Source organism: Sphingopyxis sp. MG (genome assembly GCF_002953155.1).
Taxonomy (GTDB): domain Bacteria; phylum Pseudomonadota; class Alphaproteobacteria; order Sphingomonadales; family Sphingomonadaceae; genus Sphingopyxis; species Sphingopyxis granuli.
Map to the genome: position 1 here is coordinate 444,316 of NZ_CP026381.1, position 20,330 is coordinate 464,645.

A 20,330-nucleotide genomic window follows, 5' to 3' on the forward strand; every position below is an offset into this window, starting at 1 on the left:
CCCTGCCCGGAACGATGGTTCGGGCCGACGAATCCGCCATCATCCGACCACCAAAAAGCGAGTGGCGGATTTGCGCGCGCCATCGCTCGTGCTGGTCGGGAGGGGGAAGAATGCGACGACGTCTGCGATATAGGGGAGGACGGGCCGTCGGCGCCTTATGGGCCGCGCTCGCGCTTGCCGCCGGTGGCGCCATTGCCGCCGATCCGGCCGCCGAAGGACCCTTTCCCAGCACCTATCGGCCGGCCGCCGCGGCGCCGACCGCCATCGTCGGCGCGACGCTGCTGACCGGAACGGGCGCCGAGATCGCCGATGCGACGCTGCTGATGCGCGACGGCCGGGTCGAGGCGGTGGGCGCGAACCTTTCCGTTCCCGACGGCTACGCGCGCATCGACGGTCGCGGCAAATGGGTGACTCCGGGAATCATCGACGCGCATTCGCATCTCGGCGTCTATCCTTCGCCGGCCACGCCGTCGCATCAGGACGGCAACGAAGCCGTCGCTCCGAACACCGCGGAGGTGTGGGCCGAACATTCGGTCTGGCCGCAGGATCCGAAATTCCGTCTCGCGCGCGCCGGCGGGGTGACGACGCTGATGGTGCTTCCGGGCTCCGCGAACCTGTTCGGCGGGCGCTCCGTGACGCTCAGGAATGTTCCCGCGGTGACGGCGCAGGGCATGAAATTCCCCGGCGCTCCCTATGGATTGAAGATGGCGTGCGGCGAGAATCCGAAGCGCGTCTATGGCGCGCGCGGCCGGTCGCCGGCGACGCGGATGGGCAATGTCGCGGGCTATCGCAAGGCATGGATCGACGCTGCGGATTATGCGCGCAAATGGGACCGGTGGGAAAGCGGCGGCCGCACCGGCGAACCGCCGAAGCGCGATTTGCAGCTCGAAACGCTCGCCGGGGTGCTGAAGGGCGAAATCCTGGTCCAGAACCACTGCTACCGCGCCGACGAGATGGCGGTGATGATCGACGTTGCGCACGAATTCGGCTTTCGCATCCGCGCCTTCCATCACGCGAACGAGGCCTACAAGATCATACCCTTGCTGGTGAAGGAGGACATCTGCGTCGCCACCTGGGCCAACAGCTGGGGCGCGAAGATGGAATCGCTCGACGGGATAGAGGAAAATGCGCCGATGATCGACGCCGCGGGCGGCTGCGCGATCATCCACTCGGATGACGGTCTGCTGATCCAGCGGCTCAATCAGGAGGCGGGAATCGCGATGACCGCGGCCAACCATGCCGGCCTGTCGATCACCCGCGGCGAGGCGATCCGGTGGATCACCTCCAACCCGGCCAGGGCGCTCGGCATCGCCGACCGGGTCGGCTCGCTCGAACCCGGCAAGATGGCCGACGTCGTGCTGTGGAGCGCCAATCCGTTCAGCGTCTACGCGCTCGCCGACCGGGTCTGGATCGACGGCGTGCCGATGTGGGATCGCGGCGATCCGCGTTATCGCTTGCCGTCGGACTTCCTGCTCGGCCAGCCCGGTCAGGATTTCGCGCGATGACCCGCCTCGGCCTTTTCCTGCTGGCGCTGGCGCTGGCCTGCACCGGCCCGGCCGCGGCGGAAACCGTCGCGATCACCGGCGGCCGTGTCGTCACCATGGGGCCCGCGGGCGACATCGCCGACGGGACGGTGGTCATCGCCGACGGCCGTATCGTCGCGGTCGGCGCGGGCGTCGCGGTGCCGCCCGATGCGACGGTCATCGACGCGCGCGGCAAGGTCGTGACGCCGGGGCTGGTCGCGGCGGGGACGGCGCTCGGCCTCGTCGAGGTGCGGATGGTCGCCGCCGCCGACGATCGCGCCACCCACAAGCGCGACCTCAGCGCCGCGTTCGACGCCGGCTATGGGCTCAATCCCGATTCGCTGCTCGTGCCCGTCGCGCGGCTGGGCGGCATCACCCGTGCGATCGCCACCCCCGCCTATGACGACAAGGGGGACCGCGAACTGCCGTTCGCCGGGCAGGCGGCGGCGGTCGTGCTCGACGGCCGCCCGATGCTGATGCGGCGCGGGGTCGCGATGGTGCTCGAAATGGGCGAGGGCGGCGCCGAGCGAACGGGCGGCGCACGCGGTGGAGAGTTGGCCCTGCTGCACGCGCTCTTTGCGGAGGTGCGCGATTTCAAGGCGCGCCGCGCCGCCTATGACCGCGGCGAAACGCGCGCCTACATGCTGTCGCGCGCCGATATGGAGGCGTTGATCCCCGTCGTCGACGGCCGGATGCCGCTGCTCGTCACCGTCAACCGCGCCTCCGACATCCGCGACGCGCTTGCGATGGCCCGCGCCGAAGGCGTGAAGCTGATCCTCGAGGGCGTCGCCGAGGGCTGGCGCGTGGCGGGCGAGATCGCCGCGGCGGGCGTCCCGGTCCTCGTCACTCCGGTCCAGAACAGCCCGGCGTCGTTCGAAGCGCTCGGCGCGACGCTCGCCAACGCTCGCCGTCTCGCCGAAGCCGGCGTGCTGGTCGCGATCGAAGGCAATGGCAATCATCGGGAGCGCGAATTGCGCTACAATGCCGGCAACGCGGTCGCCAGCGGCCTCGACTGGCGCGCCGGACTGGCCGCGATCACGATCAATCCGGCGCGCATCTTCGGGCTCGCCGACCGCGTCGGCTCGCTCGAATCGGGCAAGGACGGCGACGTCGTCGTCTGGGACGGCGATCCGCTCGACACGCTGACGCGGCCCGTCGCCGTGCTGATCCGCGGCGCCCGCCAGCCCATGACGTCGCGCGCCACCGAATTGCGCGACCGCTATCTTCCGACCGTCCGGTCTTCCGCCGAAGGAGAAATCCCATGAACGTGAACAAGCTGCTTTTGCTGTATTCGGGTATATTGACCGCGGCCTTCGCGTTCGCGGTGGTGAGCGAGGCGGGGGCCGACACGCGGCCGGGCAAGGCGGCGTTCGAAGAGATCGACGTCAAGCGGATCAACGTGCGAGAGGACGACGGGACGATCCGCATGATCGTGTCGAACAGCAGCCACGCGCCGGGCATCATCATGCACGGCAAGGAACGTCCGCATCCCGCCGGCAATCGCGGCGCCGGGATCATCTTCTACAATGAGGAAGGGTCCGAAAACGGCGGCCTGACCTTTGCGGGCAAGACCGGTCCCGACGGCAAGGTGTCGGGCGGCGGGCATCTCAGCTTCGACCAATATGAGCAGGATCAGGTGATCCAGCTGACCCAGAGCGAATATGACGGGCGGCGCTGGGCGGGGATGATCATCAACGACCGGCCCGATCAGCCGCTCGACTTCGATCTCGCCGAACGCATCTCGAAGATGCCCGACGGTCCGGAACGCACCGCGCTGCTGGAGAAGGTGCAGGCAGAGGGCAGTTTCGGGCGCCAGCGCCTCTATGTCGGCAAGACGCGCGATCGCGATTCGGCGGTGATGCTCAGCGACGCGATGGGGCGGCCGCGCATCCGGATGCAGGTGACGTCCGACGGCAAGGCGTCGATCGACTTCCTCGACGAAAAGGGCGCCCTCATCCGGTCCGTCGCCCCCAACACGCCGTGATGGGGCACGCGATGGCAGCGCGTCCGCTCCTCGTCGCGGCGGCGGCCTTCGCGCTCGCCGGCTGCGCCGCGTCGGGTGGGGCGGGGCCGCAGGCGGCATCCGCCGGGCCGGCTGCGCCTACCGTCCATTCGGCCCCTTTCCCGAGCACCTATCGTCCGCCGGCAACCCGGCCGGTCGCTCTGGTCGGCGCCACCGTGCTCACCGCGACGGGGGAGGAGATCGCCAACGGCACGGTGCTGATGGAGAATGGAAAGATTGCCGCGGTCGGCGCCGGGCTGCCGGTTCCGGCGGGCTATCGGGCGATCGACGCGCGCGGCAAGTGGGTGACGCCGGGGGTGATCGACGCCCATTCGCATCTCGGCGCCTGGTCGCAGCCCGACAGCGTCGGCGCGCTCAACGACGTCAACGAGATGACCGACCCCAATACGGCGCAGATGTGGGTCGAACATTCGATCTGGCCGCAGGACCCCGGTTTCGACACGGCGCGCGAGGCGGGCGTGACGACGCTGATGGTGCTTCCGGGCTCCGCGAACCTGTTCGGCGGCCGCACCGTCACGCTCAAGAACGTGCCGTCGGCCACCGTCCAGGGCATGAAATTTCCCGATGCCCCCTATGGCATCAAGATCGCCTGCGGCGAGAATCCCAAGCGCGTCTATGGCGCGCGCGGCCGGTCGCCGGCGACGCGGATGGGTAATGTCGCGGGCTATCGCAAGGCGTGGATCGACGCCGCCGACTATGCGCGCAAATGGGACCGGTGGGAAAGCGGCGACCGCACCGGCGAGCCGCCGAAGCGCGACCTGCAGCTCGAAACGCTCGCCGGGGTGCTGAAGGGCGAGATATTCGTCCAGAACCATTGCTACCGTTCCGACGAGATGGCGAACATGATCGACATCGCGCACGAATTCGGCTTTCGCATCCGCGCCTTCCATCACGCGAACGAGGCGTACAAGATCGCGCCCCTGCTGGTGAAGGAGGACATCTGCGTCGCCACCTGGGCCAACTGGTGGGGCTACAAGATGGAGGTGTTCGACGCGATCGAGGAGAATGCCGCGCTCGTCGAGGCGGCGGGCGGCTGCGCGATCATCCATTCCGACGACCCGGTCCTGATCCAGCGCTTGAATCAGGAGGCGGCGGTGGCGCTGTCGGCTGCCTGGCGCGCCGGGCTGAAGATCGAAAAGGCCCGGGCGATCCGCTGGTTCACCGCCAACCCGGCCCGGGCACTCGGCATCGCCGACCGGGTCGGCACGCTCGAACCGGGCAAGAATGCCGACGTCGTGCTGTGGAGCGCCGATCCCTTCAGTATCTATGCGCGCGCCGACAAGGTCTGGATCGACGGCGGTCTCGTCTTCGATCGCGACGATCCAACCTATCGGCGCCATTCCGACTTTCTGGTCGGACAAGCGGGAGAAAGGCCATGATCCGCTTCCTCGCCGCCTGCGCGGCGCTCGCTCTCGCGGCGCCCGCGGCCGCCGAAACCATCGCCATCGTCGACGCGACGCTGCTGACGATGACCGAGGCCGGGACGATCGGGAAGGGGACGGTCCTGATCCGCGACGGACGCATCGCGTCGATCGGCGCAAATGTCGCGGTCCCGCCCGATGCGCGCATCGTCGACGGACGCAGCGGCGTCGTCACGCCGGGCTTCATCCAGGCCGACAGCACCCTAGGCGCGGTCGAGGTCAGCCAGGTGCCGGCGAGCGCCGACCGCGCGACGCACAGCCGGACGATCAGCGCCGGCTTCGACATTTCGCTGGGGCTCAATCCCGATTCGATCCTGCTGCCGGTCTCGCGGCTTGCGGGAATCACGCACGCGGTCACCACGCCGCTCTACGACGACCGGTCCGGGCGCGACCTGCAATTCTCGGGACAGGCCGCGGTGATCGATCTGGCGCAGCGCCCCGACATGGTCACGCGGCCGCGCGTGGCGATGGTGCTCGAAATGGGGGAGGGTGGTGCCGAACGCGCGGGCGGCGCGCGCGGATCGGCGATCGTGGCGCTGCGCGCGACGCTCGCCGACGTCCGCCATTTCGCGCGTCACCGCGCCGCCTACGACCGTGGGGAAGGGCGGCCGCAGACGCTGTCGCGCATCGACCTCGAAGCGCTGGTGCCGGTGGCGGAAGGCCGCATGCCGCTGATCGTCAAGGTCGATCGTGCGTCGGACATCGTCGAGATGATCGCGCTGGCCCGCGAGGAGGGACTGCGCATCATCCTCGACGGCGCCGAAGAGGGCTGGCGGGTGGCCGATGCCATCGCGGCGGCGAAGGTGCCGGTCATCGTCGACCCGCTGGCCAATCTGCCGCACAGCTTCTCGCAGGTCGGCGCGTCGATGGACAACGCCGCGCGGCTGCACGCCGCCGGGGTCGCCGTCGTCCTCAAGGCCGGCAGCGGCGTCGCGCATCGCGCGCGCGAACTGCGCTACAGCGCCGGCAACGCTGTGGCCTGGGGCCTGCCGCACGATGCCGCGGTGGCCGCCATCACCATCAACCCGGCGCGCGTTTTCGGGGTCGCCGACCGCATCGGGTCGCTGGCCGTCGGGCGCGCGGCCGACCTGATATTGTGGAGCGGCGATCCGCTCGAGCCGCTGTCGCAGCCCCGCCTGATCTTCGTCGAGGGGCTCGAAAAGCCGCTGACCGCCCGGCCGCTAGACCTGCGCGACCGCTATTTGCCCTGAGCTTCGGCTCAGGGCAGCGGCTTGCCGTCGACGTCGATCAGCTTCACGGCCGGATAGCGCTCGCGCAGCGCCGCGATCCACTGCTTCGAATCGCCGGCAAGGATCAGCGTCGCCCGATCGCTCCGGATATGTCCGGCGACCGTTGCGGCGATGTCTTCGGGGGATGGCGGCGCCTTCGCGGACACTTCGGATGCGAGCACGTCGAGCGACGCATCGCTGGCAACCAGCGTCGAGAGATAGTTGGCGAGACCCGCCGCGCGCTCGGTCTGGCTCGACAGTCCGTTGGCGACGAACGTCGCGCGGTCGGCGATCCGGGCGGCGTCCATGGGTTCGCTGCGCAGGCGCGGGGATCAGGCGGCGCATCGGAATCTCCCTGAATAGCGCAAGGGCTTCGGGCAAAGAGGGGGTCAGCGGAGCAGCGAAATGCCGTCGCGTCGCACCACGCGGCCGCGCTGCATGACGAACAGCGGCCGCTCGGTCGTGCGGATGTCGGTGAGCGGGTTGCCGGGGACGGCGACGATGTCGGCCCATTTGCCGGGCGTCAGCGTGCCCATCTCGGCTTCGAGGCCGATCAGCCGCGCCGCATTGCTGGTGCCCGCGAGCAGCGCCGCGCCGGGACGCATTCCCGCCTCGACCATCAGCGCGAACTCCATCGCATTGCGGCCGTGGCCATCGGGACGGACCGTCGCGTCGGTCCCGAGCGCGATCGGGACTCCGATGCGCAGCGCGGCGCGGAACATGTCCGCGTGCGCGGCGGCGGCGACGTGCGCCTTTTCGGCAATATTGGGGGGATAGCCGTCGGCGTGGCTCTCGACCCAGTCGAGCGCCATGAAGGTCGGAACCAGATACACGCCTTTCGCGCGCATCAGTTTCAGCGTGTCCTCGGACAGGAAACTGCCATGCTCGATCGAATCGATGCCTGCCTCGACCGCCAGCCGCGAAGCCGCGTCGCCGTGCGAGTGCGCGGCGACCTTGCGTCCCCATTTATGGGCCTCGCCGATCACCGCCTCCAGCTCCTCGCGCGTCAGCTGCGGCACGTCGACGGGGTCGTAGGACAGCACGCCGCCGGAGGCGCAGACCTTGATTGCGTCGGCGCCCCACTTGATCTGGTCGCGCACCGCCTCGCGGCACTGGTCGGCGCCGGTGCAGACGCCCTCGCGCGGGGTCAGGGGCGCGACGCGCTGCGCCGGAAAGGGTGGCCGGTCGCAGCTGCCGCCGGTCGCGGTGATCGCATTGCCGGCGGCTAGGATGCGGGGCCCCGGCGTCAGGTCCGCCGCGATCGCGTTGCGGAGTCCCACATCGATGAACTCGCGGCCGCCGACATGGCGCACCGCCGTGAAACCGGCCTCGAGCGTCCGGCGCGCGTTGGCGGCGGCATAGAAGGCCATTTCGGTCGGGTTGCGCATCAGCTCGTTGAGCGTCTTGCGATAGTAATTCTCGTCGGGTTCGAGCGTCAGGTGCGAGTGGACGTCGATGAAGCCCGGCAGCAGCGTCGCGTCGCCCAGGTCGATGACCTCGGCGCCTTCGGGAATCGCCGCATCGCCGCCCACCGCGACGATCCGGCCGGCCCGCACGACGACGACGGCATCGCTGCGCAGTCGTTCGCTCGTCGCGTCGAACAGGTGCGCGGCGCGAAGCACGACCGTTTTTTCGCCATCCTGCGCCGATCCGGTCGCGCCGGCGCAGAGCAGAAGGGCGCCCGCCAGTCCCGCGCGCGCGATGCGTTGAATGGCTTTCAGCATGGCATGTCCCCCGACCCCTTCGGCAAAGACGCGAACGCCCTATCGCATAGGAGCGACGAGTGCGCCGAATCCGCCAGCGCGATAGCGGATTTCGCGTCGCCATCCATCCTGTTCATGCGCGGCAGCAACAGGGGAGCAGCATGTCCAAGAGCCGGATCGAGGGATCGTTCGTCGCCACCGTCACACCGTTCGACAGCCGCGGAGAGATCGATTTCGGCGCCTGGCGGACGCTGATCGACCATCAGCATCGCCACGGCACCGCGGCGATGCTGTTCCTGGGATCGACCGGCGAACCGTCGCTGCTGTCGCCCGAGGAAAAGCAGCGGGTGATCGTCGAGACCGCGAAGATGCGGCCGCCGGGGATGCTCTTCTATTACGGCTGCACCGGAGCCTCGACGGCGCAGGTGATCGACAATGTGCGCTTTGCCGCCGCCAACGGCGCCGACGGCGCGATCATCGCCGCGCCTCCCTATATCTGCGCGCCGGAGACCGATATCGAGCAATTCTATCTCGACGTCGCCGATGCGGCGGACTTGCCGCTCGGCATCTACAACAACCCGCCGCGCGTGAAGACCGACCTTCATTGGGACCAGCTGCTGCGGCTTTTCCGCCATCCCAATATCGTCGTGCACAAGGAATCGACGGGGCGCGTCGGGCAGGTGGCGCAGATATTGGCGGCCGCACCCGACGTTTCGGTGATGTGCTGCGATTCCCCCAATCTCGGGCTGGTCGTGCCGACGATGGCGTTGGGCGGGCACGGGACCGCGAACATGAGCGGCAATCTGGCTCCGGCCGAAATGGCGGCGATCTCGAAACCCTGGACGGGTGCCGACGATGCCGCCGCTTTTCGCGAGCGCTATCTGGAGCTGCTGCCGCTGCTGCATTTTCATTACTCGGCGATCAACCCGGTCGCCATCAAGTCGCTGATGCGTGCCTGCGGGTTGCCGGTCGGCGAATTGCGCCGGCCGCTTCGCGGTCTGTCGCCGGCGCAGGTCGAGACGGGGCTGGAATTCATCCGCACGAGCGGAATGGGGGCTCGCTACGGCTATACCACTGGGACGTCGTGAACAGGGCGCGGCGTTCGCGCGATCCCTGGAGCGTCCGGGAACGGCCGGATTTTCGGTCAGGCGCGGGAAACCCACGGTCCGGCTCGCACGGTTATTGACCTGGCCTCGCCCTTTACCCATGCGGACGGCTTGCTTGGGCAAGCGTGGGCCGGGGGGCGGGGCGCTTGATTCGGGCGCGACAAGGATCAAAGGTTTCGTCCCCGTTCATGACCATATTCCAGCGCTTCGCGCCGCACGCGCATGACATCGCCATCGACCTCGGGACGGTGAACACCGTCATTTACGTTCGCGGTCGGGGGATCGTGCTCAACGAACCGTCGGTCATCGCGCTCGAAACGCGCGACGGGATTCGCCACGTCAAGGTCGTCGGCAACGACGCCAAGCCGATGATGGGCAAGACGCCCGCCAATATCGAGGCGATCCGGCCGCTCCGCGACGGGGTGATCGCCGACATCGACGTCGCCGAACAGATGATCAAGCATTTCATCGACAAGGCGCTCGGCGGGCCGAGCCGCCTGCGCCGCCGCAGCCATGTCGTCGTCTGCGTCCCCTCCTGCTCGACGCATGTCGAGCGCCGCGCGATCCGCGACGCGGCCTCCAACGCCGGCGCCGTCAGCGTCCAGCTGATCGAGGAACCGCTGGCCGCGGCGATCGGCGCCGGGCTGCCCGTGACCGAACCGCGCGGAACGATGGTCGTCGACATCGGCGGCGGCACGACGGAGGTCGCGGTGCTGTCGCTCGGCGGCGTCGCCCACAGCAGTTCGGTGCGCATCGGCGGCGACAAGATGGACGACATGATCGCCTCGTCGATCCGCCGCAAGCACAACATGATGATCGGCGAAATGACCGCCGAGCGCGTCAAGCTCGCGATCGGCTCGGCCGTCGCGCCGCAGGGCGAGGGCATCGTCATGGCTGTCAAGGGACGCGACCTCGTCACCGGCCGGCCGTCCGAAGTCCAGGTGTCCGAGGCGGAGATCGCGGAGGCGCTCGCCGAACCCGTCGGCCAGATCGTCAGCGCGGTGAAGGCGGCGCTCGAACGCACGCCCCCCGAACTGTCGGCCGACATCATCGATGAAGGCATCACGCTGACCGGCGGCGGGGCGCTGCTGCGCCGCATGGACCAGGCGATCGCCAAGGCGACCGGCCTGCCCGTCCGGGTAGCGGAAGACGCGCTGATCTGCGTCGCGATGGGCGCGGGCCTGACCTTCGACGATCAAAGCTATCGCGGTATATTGATGGCCGCCTGACGGCCGCGCAGGGCCGATGGGAATAGCCTTTCGGCCGCCGAACCCTCATCCCCCGCCCGCCACCGTTGGCGGCTGCGACGGGGGAATAGGTTGGTTGTGCACGGAAAGAACATTAAGAGAACAAATGGCGGCTGTCAAGCTGCGCATGCACGCGATGGCGACACAGTTTGAAATGCGTCGCGTGACTTTGCTTGGAAGGGAGGCGCCCGCCGCCGCCCCACGCTCCCCTCGGTTGACGTAAACGGTAACTTGTCTAACGGTCGCTGCATCGGAACGGGAGACATCTATGAGCAAGGAACCGCAATTCGATCTTTCGGGGCGCGTCGCGCTGGTGACGGGGGCGTCGTCGGGGCTCGGTGCCGGGTTCGCGCGGGCGCTGGCCGCGGCGGGCGCGAAAGTCGTGCTGGCCGCGCGGCGCGCCGACCGGCTCGCCGAACAGGTCGCCGCGATCGAGGCGGCGGGCGGGCAGGCGGTCGCGGTGTCGCTCGACGTGACCGACGAGGCATCGACGAAGGCCGCCTATGATGCCGCGGAGGCGGCGTTCGGCACCGTCGATACGATCATCGCCAACGCCGGCGTGGCGACCGAGAAGGTGGCACTGGGGCTAGCGGTCGAAGAGGTCGACGGCCTGCTCGCCGCCAATATCCGCGGCGTCTTCCTGACCGTGACCGAGGGCGCGCGGCGGCTCGAAGCCGCGGGCAGCCGCGAGCGGCAGCACGGCCGCGTCGTCATCATCGGCTCGATCACCGCCGACAAGGTGTTCCCGGCGACCTCGGTCTATGGCGCGACCAAGGCGGCGGCGCGCCACATGGGCAAGGCCTTCGCGCGCGAATGGGCGCGGCGCGGGATCAACGTGAACGTCATCCAGCCCGGCTATTTCGAATCCGAGATGACCGCCGAACTGTTCAGCAGCGAGGCGGGCCGCAAGTTCGTCGCCAGCTTCCCGCGCCAGCGGCTGCGCCCGGCCAGCGACCTCCATGCGCCGCTGCTCTTCCTCGCCTCCGACGCGTCGGCGGGGGTGACCGGCAGCGTCATCACCGTCGACGACGGGCAGACCTTGTGACGGACGAAGCGAAGCGCGAACTGATCGTCGAGCGGCGCGGCGCGGTCGAGATCGCGACGCTCAACCGGCCCGAGCGGCTGAATGCGCTGAACGAAGGGCTGGTCGAGGCGCTGAACGCCTATTTCGGCGGGCTCGCCGAACGCAAGGATGTGCGCGTCGTGCTGCTGCGCGGCGCCGGTCGCGGTTTCTGCGCCGGGCTCGACATCCAGGAGGACCGGGCCGGCGACGAAACGCCGGTGTTGCGCACGCTGCGGACCCAGACCGATATCGGCAATATCTATCGCAGGATGCGCGCCTGTCCGCAGCCGATCATCGCGCTCGGCCACGGCGCCGCGGCGGGCGAGGGGCTGTCGCTGCTGCTCGCGTCGGACGTGCGCTACGGCGCGCCCAGTTTTCGTTGCAACGCCGCCTACATCCGCATCGGGCTCGGCGGCTGCGACATGGCGTCGAGCTATTTCCTGCCGCGCCTCGTCGGGGCGAGCCTCGCGTCGGAGATGATCCTGACCGGGCGCTTCGTCGGCGCGGAGCGGGCGCTCGCGGCGGGGCTGATCAGCGAGATCGTCGACGAGGACAAGCTGCTCGACCGCGGGCTCGCGCTCGCCGAAGAGATGCTCGCGACCAGCCCATGGGGCTTGCGTCTGTCCAAGCAGGCGCTGAACCTCAACATCGACGCGCCGAGCCTGGAAGCGGCGATGGCGATCGAGGACCGGCAGCAGGTGATTCTGTCGGCGACCGAGGATTACAAGGAAGCGCTCACCGCTTTCCTCGACAAGCGCCCGCCCGAATATCGCGAGCGATAGCGGGCCTTCGGAAGAAAGGACGGCGTTCGGGCGCCCCGGCCCCGGAAAGGCGAGCCGGATTCGAGCAGAACAGGAACGGAAGCGGGCGGCGGCCGTTTCGGGAACGACCCGAACGGAAACGGAACGACCCGCGTGCCCGAAGATCAGCCATCCGCCGATGCCTCCGACGCTCCCGCAACGCTATCCGCGCTGGCGGCGGCGGTCGATCGCTGCACGCGCTGCCCACTCTATCGCCACGCGACGCAGGGCGTGGCGGGCGAGGGGCCAAAGAGCGCGCGCATCATGCTGATCGGCGAACAGCCGGGCGATCAGGAGGACCGGCAGGGCCGGCCGTTCGTCGGCCCGGCGGGACGGCTTCTCGACGCCGCGCTGGACGAGGCCGGGCTCGACCGCCGGCGGCTTTTCCTCACCAATGCGGTCAAGCATTTCAAGTTCACGCCGCGCGGCAAGCGGCGGCTGCACCAGACCCCGACCACCGGAGAGGTCGACATCTGCCGCTGGTGGCTCGACAGGGAGCGCGCATTGGTGCAGCCCGATCTCATCGTCACGCTGGGCGCCACCGCGCTGCGCGGGGTGACGGGAAAGAGCGCGAGCATCCGGTCGATGCGCGGGCACGCGGTGGAACTGGAAGGAGGCGCAAGACTGGTCGCGACGGTCCATCCGTCCTTCCTGCTTCGCATGCCCGATCGCGAGCGCGCGGCGCAGGAGCGCGCCGCCTTCGTCGCCGACCTCGTCCGGGCGCGGACGCTGCTGGCGTGACGGGGGTGGTCTGATGGCGCGCACGGCGGCCTGGCTCGAACCGCATCCGCATGGCCTCTACGTGCGGCCGGCCGATCTGTGGATCGACCCGTCGCGCCCGGTCGAGCGCGCAGCGGTGACGCACGGCCATGCCGACCATGCGCGCAGCGGCCATCACGCGGTTTTCGCGACGCCGGAGACGCTGGCGATCATGGCGCTGCGCTATGGCGTCGATACCGCGGCGAGCCGCAATGCCGCCTTCGCCTACGGCGACGGGTTCGAACGCGGCGGGGTGCGCTTTTCCTTCCACCCCGCCGGCCATGTCCTCGGCAGCGCGCAGATCGCGATGGAATATCGCGGCGAGCGGATTGTCGTCACCGGCGATTACAAGCGCCGCGCCGACCCGACCTGTGCGCCGTTCGAAATCGTCCCCTGCGATATCTTCATCACCGAGGCGACCTTCGGCCTCCCGGTGTTCCGCCATCCGCCGACCGACGGAGAAATTGCGAAGCTGCTCGCTGCGGTGCGCGCCGAGCCTGACCGCTGCGTGCTCGTCGGCGCCTATGCGCTGGGCAAGGCGCAGCGCGTGATCGCCGAACTGCGCCGCGCGGGATGGGATGCGCCGATCTTCATCCACGGCGCGCTCGAACGCATGTGCGCGCTCTACGCCGACCATGGCGTCGCGCTCGGCGAGCTGCGGCTGGTCGGCGAGACCGCGAAGGCGGAAATGGCGGGGCAGGTCGTGCTCGCGCCGCCCTCCGCCCTGCACGACCGCTGGTCGCGGCGGCTGCCCGATCCGATCACCGCGATGGCCTCGGGCTGGATGCGGGTGCGCCAGCGCGCGCGGGCGCGCATGGTCGAACTGCCGCTCGTTATCTCCGACCATGCCGACTGGGATGAACTCACCGCGACGATCGCCGAGGTCGAACCGCGCGAAAGCTGGATCACCCACGGCAGCGAAAAAGGGCTGCTGCGCTGGTGCGAGCTGACGCAGCGCCGGGCGCGCGCGCTGCATCTCGTCGGGCGCGATCTGGAGGAAGAGGCGTGAAGCGCTTCGCGGCCCTGATCGACCGGCTGGTCTACACGCGTTCGCGCAACAGCAAGCTGGCGCTGATCGTCGATTATCTTCGGCACACGCCTGATCCCGATCGCGGCTGGGCGCTCGCGGCGCTGACCGACGCGCTCGATTTCCCGGCGGTGAAGGCGGGGACGGTCCGAGCGCTGCTCGCGACGCGGATCGATGAGGAGTTGTTCCGCCTGTCGCGCCATTTCGTCGGCGACACGGCGGAGACCGCGGCGCTGCTGTGGCCGGACGGTTCAGGGAAAAAGGGCGATATCAGCGTTTCCGCCGCCGTCGACGCCTTGTCCGCCGCGACGCGCAGCGATGCGCCCGCGGTCCTTGCTTCACTGCTCGACCGGCTCGACGCCGACGGCCGCTATGCGCTGCTCAAGCTGGCGCTCGGCGGGATGCGGGTCGGGGTGTCGGCGCGACTCGCGAAGCAGGCCTTCGCGCAGGCGTTCGATGTGCCGGTCGATGACGTCGAGGAATTGTGGCACGCGATCCCGCCGCCCTATGCGCCGCTCTTCGCGTGGGGCGAGGGGCGCGCTGCCCGGCCCGACCTCGCCGACGTCGCCTTCTTTCGCCCCTTCATGCTCGCGCACCCGCTGGGCGAGGACGAGGCGATCGATTTCGCCGCCTTTGCCGCCGAATGGAAATGGGACGGTATCCGCGTCCAGATCGCGCGCGGCGGCAGCGCGGGCGGTGGCGAGACGCGCCTCTACAGCCGCGGCGGCGAGGATATCGGCGCCGCCTTTCCGGAACTGCTCGCCGCCTTCGACCAAGATGCGGTGATCGACGGCGAACTGCTGGTACGCGGCGAGGCGCAGGGCGGGGTCGAGGGCGGCGCCGCCAGCTTCAACGCGCTCCAGCAGCGGCTCGGGCGCAAGACGGTGACGAAACGGATGCTCGCCGACTATCCCGCCTTCGTGCGCGTCTACGACCTGCTCGGCGTTGACGGCAACGACCTGCGCCTGCTGCCGTGGACCGAGCGGCGGCGGCAGCTGGAAGCGTTCGTGCCGCGGCTCGCGATCAGCCATTTCGACCTGTCGCAGGTCATCGAGGCGCGTGATTTCGCGCATCTGGCGGAACTGCGCGCGGGCGCGCGCGACGCGGCGATCGAGGGGGTGATGCTCAAGCGGCGCGATGCGCCTTATGTTGCCGGTCGCCGCGCCGGGCTGTGGTACAAGTGGAAGCGCGATCCGCTAACCGCCGACTGCGTGATGATGTATGCGCAGCGCGGCAACGGGCGGCGCGCCAGCTTCTATTCGGACTACACTTTCGGGTGCTGGTCCGACGCGGGCGAGTTGCTGCCCGTCGGCAAGGCCTATTCGGGCTTCACCGACCAGGAGCTGAAATGGCTCGACCAGTTCGTGCGCGACCACACCACCGATCGCTTCGGCCCGGTGCGCGAGGTCGAAAAGACGCTGGTGCTGGAGGTCGCCTTCGATTCGATCCATCCGTCGAAGCGGCACAAGTCGGGGCTCGCGATGCGCTTCCCGCGCATCGCCCGCATCCGGCGCGACAAACCGGCGGAAGAGGCCGACCGCATCGCGACACTGAAGGCGATGACGACATGACTGGCCGGGCAGGAAAATTTGCCTTCGCAGGGTTGTAAGCGCTAAGCGCGATACCGAGTTAGAAACCCTATCCGTTCAAGCAAAAAATGGAGACTGCCATGACGATCGCCTTCCCGCCCCTGCCCTATGCGCAGGATGCCCTCGCGCCGCATATCTCGGCCGACACGCTCGCGACGCATCATGGCAAGCATCACAAGACTTATGTCGATAAGGTCAACGCCGCGATCGAGGGCACCGACCTTGCGGACAAGAGCCTCGAGGACATCGTTCGCCACGCCGAAAGTACCGGCAACAAGGGGCTGTTCAACAACTCTGCCCAATCTTGGAACCACGCGTTCTACTGGAACAGCCTGGCTCCGGTAAAGACCGCGCCGGCGGGCGATCTCGCCGCAGCGATTGATCGCGATTTCGGCTCGCTCGACGAACTTAAGCAGAAACTCAAGGACACCGCGGTCAACCACTTCGCCTCGGGCTGGGCCTGGCTCGTCGCCAAGGACGGCAAGCTGTCGGTCACCGACACGCACGACGCGGGGACCGAGGCAACCGGCGGCGCCAAGCCGCTGCTCGTCATCGACGTGTGGGAGCATGCCTATTACATCGACCGCAAGAACGTCCGCCCCGATTATGTGAACGCGGTGGTCGACGAGCTGCTCAACTGGGATTTCGCGGCCGAGAATCTGGCGCGCGACGGCGCCTGGACCTACCCAGCGGCGTGACGAAGGCCCGTCGTCCGGTAAGCGCCGGATGACGACGGGCGATACGGGGCGCGGACCGGCGGCGACCGGTCCGCGCACCCCTATCGTCCCCGCGGGGCTTGGCCTATAGCGCCGCCATGACGATCAGCCTTTTCGAACTGTTCAAGATCGGCGTCGGTCCGTCGAGTTCGCACACCGTCGGGCCGATGGTCGCGGGCCGCCGCTTCGGCGAGTGGCTCGATGCGCATGGCCTGCTGGACCGCACGGCGCATGTCGAGGCCGACCTCTATGGCTCGCTGGCGCTGACCGGCAAGGGACACGCCTCCGATACCGCGCTCGTCGCGGGCCTGGCGGGGGAGGTGCCCGCGACGACCGACCTTGCCGCGATCCAGGCGCACTGGGCGCGCGCCGAGTGCGAAGGCCGTCTCGACCTGCTCGGGCGGGTTCCGGTGCGCTTCGAACCGAAGCGCGACCTGCATTTCCAGATGCGCCAGCGCCAACCCTTCCACACCAACGCGCTCAGCTTCACCGCGCGCGACGCGGACGGCGAGATACTGGCGAAGCGCATGTATTTCTCGATCGGCGGCGGCTTCGTCGTCGACGAGGAAGAGGCGGGACGCAACAGCCGCGGTGCCGAGGACGAGGTCGAGCTGCCCTTTCCCTTCACCTCGGGCGCCGACCTGATGGCGATGGGCGCGGCGTCGGGGAAGAGCTTCGCCGCGATGATGCTCGACAACGAACTCGTGCACCGCGACGCGGAGCAGGTGGAAGCGGGGCTCGACGCGATCGCGGCGGCGATGGATGCATCGATCGACGCGGGCTGCGCGAGCACCGGCATCCTGCCCGGCGGCCTCAAGGTCCGGCGCCGCGCGCCGCAGATCGCCGCCGACATCCGCGAGCGGCACGAAGCGAACCTGTCCGAACCGCTCGCGATGATGGACTGGATCAACCTGTGGGCGATGGCGGTGAACGAGGAGAATGCCGCCGGCGGCCGCGTCGTCACCGCGCCGACCAACGGCGCCGCGGGGATCATCCCGGCGGTGATCCGCTATTACCGGCGCGGCTGCCGCGGCGATGCGGCGGGGGTGCGGACCTTCCTGCTGACGGCGGGGGCCATCGGCGCGCTCTACAAGCGCAACGCCAGCATCTCGGGCGCGGAGGTCGGCTGCCAGGGAGAGGTCGGCGTCGCCTGCTCGATGGCGGCGGCGGGGCTGACCGCCGCGCTCGGCGGCACCAACGCGCAGATCGAGAACGCCGCCGAGATCGGCATGGAGCACAACCTCGGTCTCACCTGCGATCCGATCGGCGGCCTCGTCCAGATCCCCTGCATCGAGCGCAACGCGATGGGCGCCATCAAGGCCATCGACGCCAGCCGCATCGCGATGATCGGCGACGGCACCCATGTCGTCAGCCTCGACACGGTGATCGCGACGATGCTGCAAACCGGCCGCGACATGCGCGACAAATACAAGGAAACGTCGAAGGGCGGGCTGGCAGTCAGCGTGGTGGAGTGTTGAGCGACCTATAATCACCAATTGCGGAAGTAGATTCGCAGGTTAAGGTGATTGTTATGACAATCGAACTCATGCTCGTTTTTGGTATGGTTGCCGGGCTTGCTGTTGGGTTGGCGTTCGCGCGACCAAGAGTTGGCTGTTCGATCTTGTTAATTATCCCTGTCGCGATGTTGTTTTACGTAGCATGGTGGCAAAGCGGGCATCCAGCAGATCTCCGCTCAACAAGCGGGCTGGATTATCTTTTCGGTCCGCTTTGGCCAAGCCTTGGTGCATTGGTTGGATATTATTTCGGTAAGTGGTTGAAGGCACTTACTCAAAAGCTGTAGCTGCTCGTTCTTTAAGCTACGTCAATCCGCTTCGGCCCCGGCAATTCCCCGCGCAGCATGTGCATCTTCGGCTGCAGGTGGCGGCGCCGCGGACAGATGACTCTTTCTGCAGGCAGGGTGGGGGCGACTCGAATCGCCTGACGGTCCGCCGGACGCTTGCATTGCGTCGGTGATTGCGTGATGGGGACCTGCGAGAAGGAGACCGCCCCATGAAAACCCGCGCCGCCGTCGCGTTCGAAGCGAAGAAACCGCTCGAAATCGTCGAACTCGACCTCGAAGGCCCGAAGGCGGGCGAGGTGCTGGTGGAGATCATGGCGACGGGCATCTGCCATACCGACGCCTATACGCTCGACGGTTTCGACAGCGAGGGCATCTTTCCGTCGGTGCTCGGCCACGAAGGCGCGGGCATCGTGCGAGAGGTCGGCGCGGGCGTGACGTCGGTGAAGCCCGGCGACCATGTGATTCCGCTCTACACCCCCGAATGCCGCCAGTGCAAAAGCTGTCTTTCGGGCAAGACCAACCTGTGCACCGCGATCCGCGCGACGCAGGGCAAGGGGCTGATGCCCGACGGCACGACGCGCTTTTCCTACAAGGGGCAGCCGATCTTCCATTATATGGGCTGCTCGACCTTCTCCAACTTCACCGTGCTGCCCGAGATCGCGGTCGCGAAGATTCGCGAGGATGCGCCGTTCCAGACGAGCTGCTACATCGGCTGCGGCGTCACCACCGGCGTCGGCGCGGTCGTCAACACCGCGAAGGTGCAGGCGGGCGAGAATGTCGTCGTCTTCGGTCTCGGCGGCATCGGGCTCAACGTGATCCAGGGTGCAAAGATGGTCGGTGCCGACAAGATCATCGGCATCGACATCAACCCCGATCGCGAGGAATGGGGCCGCAAGTTCGGCATGACGCACTTCATCAACTCGAAGGGCCTTTCGCGCGACGAGACGGTGGCGAAGGTCGTCGAGGCCACCGACGGCGGCGCCGACTACAGCTTCGACGCCACCGGCAATACCGAGGTGATGCGCACCGCGCTCGAATGCTGCCACCGCGGCTGGGGCGAGAGCATCGTCATCGGCGTCGCCGAGGCGGGCAAGGAAATCGCGACACGCCCGTTCCAGCTCGTCACCGGCCGCGTGTGGAAGGGCACGGCCTTCGGCGGCGCCAGGGGCCGCACCGACGTGCCGAAGATCGTTGACTGGTACATGAACGGCAAGATCGCGATCGATCCGATGATCACCCACGTCCTGACGCTGGAGGAGATCAACAAGGGCTTCGACCTGATGCACGCGGGCGAAAGCATCCGCTGCGTCGTGGTGTATTAAAGCACCAGGGGCAGCAAAAAAACTGTTGTGTCCCCGCGAAGGCGGGGACCCATGCCCATCGGTGCGATCCGATACCACCGGAGATGGGTCCCCGCCTTCGCGGGGACACACGGAATTGAGGAAGGGGAGCGATACAGTGACCGGACCCTATGTCCTGACCTTCAGTTGCAACGATGCCGTCGGCATCGTCGCGGCCGTGACGGGGTTGCTCGCCGAAGCCGACGGCTTCATCCTCGACAGCCAGCAATATGCCAATCTCGAATCGGGGCGCTTCTTCATGCGGGTCGCGTTCCGCGCCGCGGGACCCCGCTTTCCCGAAGGGCTCGCCGCAGTGCAGGCGGCGTTCGCGCCGATCGTCGAACGCTTCGCGATGGATGCGCGCATTCGCGACGCGGCGCAAAAGCCGCGCTTCGTCATCGCCGTATCGCAGGGCAGCCACTGCCTCAACGACCTGCTCCACCGCTGGTCGACGGGGAATCTGGCGATCGACGTCGTCGGGGTCGTGTCGAATCACGAGCATCTGCGGCGGCTTTCCGAATGGCATGGCGTGCCCTTTCATCATCTGTCCGTCAGCGACGCCAACCGCGCCGAACAGGAGGCCGCGATCCTCGACGTCATGGCGCGCGGCAAGGCCGATTATCTGGTGCTCGCGCGCTATATGCAGGTGTTGTCGACCGACCTGTCGGCGCGGCTCATCGGCCGCTGCATCAATATCCATCACAGCTTCCTGCCGGGTTTCAAGGGCGCGCGGCCCTATCACCGCGCGCACGAGCGCGGGGTGAAGCTGATCGGCGCGACCGCGCATTTCGTGACCGGCGACCTCGACGAAGGCCCGATCATCGAACAGGCGGTCGAGCGTGTCGATCATCGCCATTCGGTCGACGACCTGATCCGCACCGGCCGCGATATCGAGGCGCAGGTGCTCGCGCGCGCGGTGCGCTGGGTCGCCGAACAGCGCGTGCTGATCGATGGGTGCAAGACGGTGGTCTTCCGCTAGGCAA

19 protein-coding genes are annotated in these 20,330 nt (G+C 68.2%); 17 read left to right on the plus strand and 2 right to left on the minus strand.

The features are described 5' to 3' along the window. Nucleotides 1–110: 110 nt before the first annotated feature. Genes C3E99_RS01990 through C3E99_RS02010 form a run of 5 tightly spaced genes read left to right on the plus strand, consistent with a single transcriptional unit; the run spans nucleotide 111 to nucleotide 6,178 of the window. Complete coding sequence (locus C3E99_RS01990; RefSeq protein ID WP_076074109.1) at nucleotides 111–1,505, plus strand: amidohydrolase; 1,395 nt, start codon at nucleotides 111–113, stop codon at nucleotides 1,503–1,505. Beyond that, nucleotides 1,502–2,788, plus strand: coding sequence for an amidohydrolase family protein (locus tag C3E99_RS01995; RefSeq protein ID WP_104959334.1), 1,287 nt, complete (start codon nucleotides 1,502–1,504; stop codon nucleotides 2,786–2,788). Before C3E99_RS01990 ends, C3E99_RS01995 begins: the two co-directional genes overlap by 4 nt. Continuing rightward, complete coding sequence (locus C3E99_RS02000) at nucleotides 2,785–3,507, plus strand: hypothetical protein (protein WP_067113779.1); 723 nt, start codon at nucleotides 2,785–2,787, stop codon at nucleotides 3,505–3,507. The genes C3E99_RS01995 and C3E99_RS02000 overlap by 4 nt, the downstream gene beginning before the upstream one ends. 11 nt (nucleotides 3,508–3,518) lie before the next feature. After that, nucleotides 3,519–4,925 (plus strand): amidohydrolase, encoded by a 1,407-nt coding sequence (locus tag C3E99_RS02005; protein WP_104960283.1) that lies wholly within the window; start codon nucleotides 3,519–3,521, stop codon nucleotides 4,923–4,925. Then, nucleotides 4,922–6,178 carry an amidohydrolase family protein gene (locus C3E99_RS02010; RefSeq protein WP_076074115.1) on the plus strand — a complete coding sequence of 419 codons (1,257 nt, stop codon included), beginning with the start codon at nucleotides 4,922–4,924 and terminating at the stop codon, nucleotides 6,176–6,178. The genes C3E99_RS02005 and C3E99_RS02010 overlap by 4 nt, the downstream gene beginning before the upstream one ends. A gap of 8 nt (nucleotides 6,179–6,186) precedes the next feature. On the opposite strand, the gene C3E99_RS02015 is transcribed toward C3E99_RS02010, so the two are convergent. Further along, the gene (locus tag C3E99_RS02015; protein ID WP_104959335.1) at nucleotides 6,187–6,504 is read right to left on the minus strand and encodes a hypothetical protein; all 318 of its coding nucleotides are present in this window, start codon (nucleotides 6,502–6,504) and stop codon (nucleotides 6,187–6,189) included. A gap of 81 nt (nucleotides 6,505–6,585) precedes the next feature. Continuing rightward, a complete protein-coding gene (locus C3E99_RS02020; protein WP_076074118.1) occupies nucleotides 6,586–7,920 on the minus strand; it encodes an amidohydrolase family protein in 1,335 nt (444 codons plus the stop codon). A 140-nt stretch (nucleotides 7,921–8,060) separates the two neighbouring features. On the opposite strand from C3E99_RS02020, the gene C3E99_RS02025 reads away from it, so the two are divergent. The 12 genes from C3E99_RS02025 (at nucleotide 8,061) to purU (ending at nucleotide 20,326) form a co-directional block, all read left to right on the plus strand. After that, entirely contained in the window at nucleotides 8,061–8,987 is a 927-nt protein-coding gene (locus C3E99_RS02025) for a 4-hydroxy-tetrahydrodipicolinate synthase family protein (protein WP_076074119.1), read from the plus strand. A gap of 206 nt (nucleotides 8,988–9,193) precedes the next feature. Further along, complete coding sequence (locus tag C3E99_RS02030) at nucleotides 9,194–10,234, plus strand: rod shape-determining protein (RefSeq protein WP_076074121.1); 1,041 nt, start codon at nucleotides 9,194–9,196, stop codon at nucleotides 10,232–10,234. 286 nt (nucleotides 10,235–10,520) lie between these two features. Beyond that, nucleotides 10,521–11,297, plus strand: a complete 777-nt coding sequence (locus C3E99_RS02035; RefSeq protein ID WP_076074122.1) for an SDR family NAD(P)-dependent oxidoreductase — start codon at nucleotides 10,521–10,523, stop codon at nucleotides 11,295–11,297. Further along, entirely contained in the window at nucleotides 11,294–12,097 is an 804-nt protein-coding gene (locus C3E99_RS02040) for an enoyl-CoA hydratase/isomerase family protein (RefSeq protein ID WP_076074124.1), read from the plus strand. Before C3E99_RS02035 ends, C3E99_RS02040 begins: the two co-directional genes overlap by 4 nt. A 132-nt stretch (nucleotides 12,098–12,229) precedes the next feature. Continuing rightward, the gene (locus C3E99_RS02045; protein WP_067109225.1) at nucleotides 12,230–12,856 is read left to right on the plus strand and encodes a UdgX family uracil-DNA binding protein; all 627 of its coding nucleotides are present in this window, start codon (nucleotides 12,230–12,232) and stop codon (nucleotides 12,854–12,856) included. 13 nt (nucleotides 12,857–12,869) lie between these two features. After that, entirely contained in the window at nucleotides 12,870–13,883 is a 1,014-nt protein-coding gene (locus C3E99_RS02050) for a ligase-associated DNA damage response exonuclease (protein ID WP_076074125.1), read from the plus strand. Then, nucleotides 13,880–15,472: a cisplatin damage response ATP-dependent DNA ligase gene (locus tag C3E99_RS02055; protein ID WP_076074127.1), complete on the plus strand. Its 1,593-nt coding sequence runs from the start codon at nucleotides 13,880–13,882 to the stop codon at nucleotides 15,470–15,472. The genes C3E99_RS02050 and C3E99_RS02055 overlap by 4 nt, the downstream gene beginning before the upstream one ends. Before the next feature lie 98 nt (nucleotides 15,473–15,570). Then, a complete protein-coding gene (locus C3E99_RS02060) occupies nucleotides 15,571–16,188 on the plus strand; it encodes a superoxide dismutase (protein ID WP_104959336.1) in 618 nt (205 codons plus the stop codon). A 116-nt stretch (nucleotides 16,189–16,304) separates the two neighbouring features. After that, nucleotides 16,305–17,684 (plus strand): L-serine ammonia-lyase, encoded by a 1,380-nt coding sequence (locus C3E99_RS02065; RefSeq protein ID WP_076074130.1) that lies wholly within the window; start codon nucleotides 16,305–16,307, stop codon nucleotides 17,682–17,684. Nucleotides 17,685–17,737: 53 nt separating this feature from the next. Beyond that, on the plus strand, nucleotides 17,738–18,007 hold the full coding sequence (locus tag C3E99_RS02070; protein WP_082797089.1) for a hypothetical protein: 270 nt from the start codon (nucleotides 17,738–17,740) through the stop codon (nucleotides 18,005–18,007). A gap of 209 nt (nucleotides 18,008–18,216) precedes the next feature. After that, nucleotides 18,217–19,329: an S-(hydroxymethyl)glutathione dehydrogenase/class III alcohol dehydrogenase gene (locus tag C3E99_RS02075; RefSeq protein WP_104959337.1), complete on the plus strand. Its 1,113-nt coding sequence runs from the start codon at nucleotides 18,217–18,219 to the stop codon at nucleotides 19,327–19,329. Nucleotides 19,330–19,465: 136 nt separating this feature from the next. After that, entirely contained in the window at nucleotides 19,466–20,326 is an 861-nt protein-coding gene (gene purU / locus C3E99_RS02080) for a formyltetrahydrofolate deformylase (protein ID WP_104959338.1), read from the plus strand. Nucleotides 20,327–20,330 lie beyond the last annotated feature (4 nt).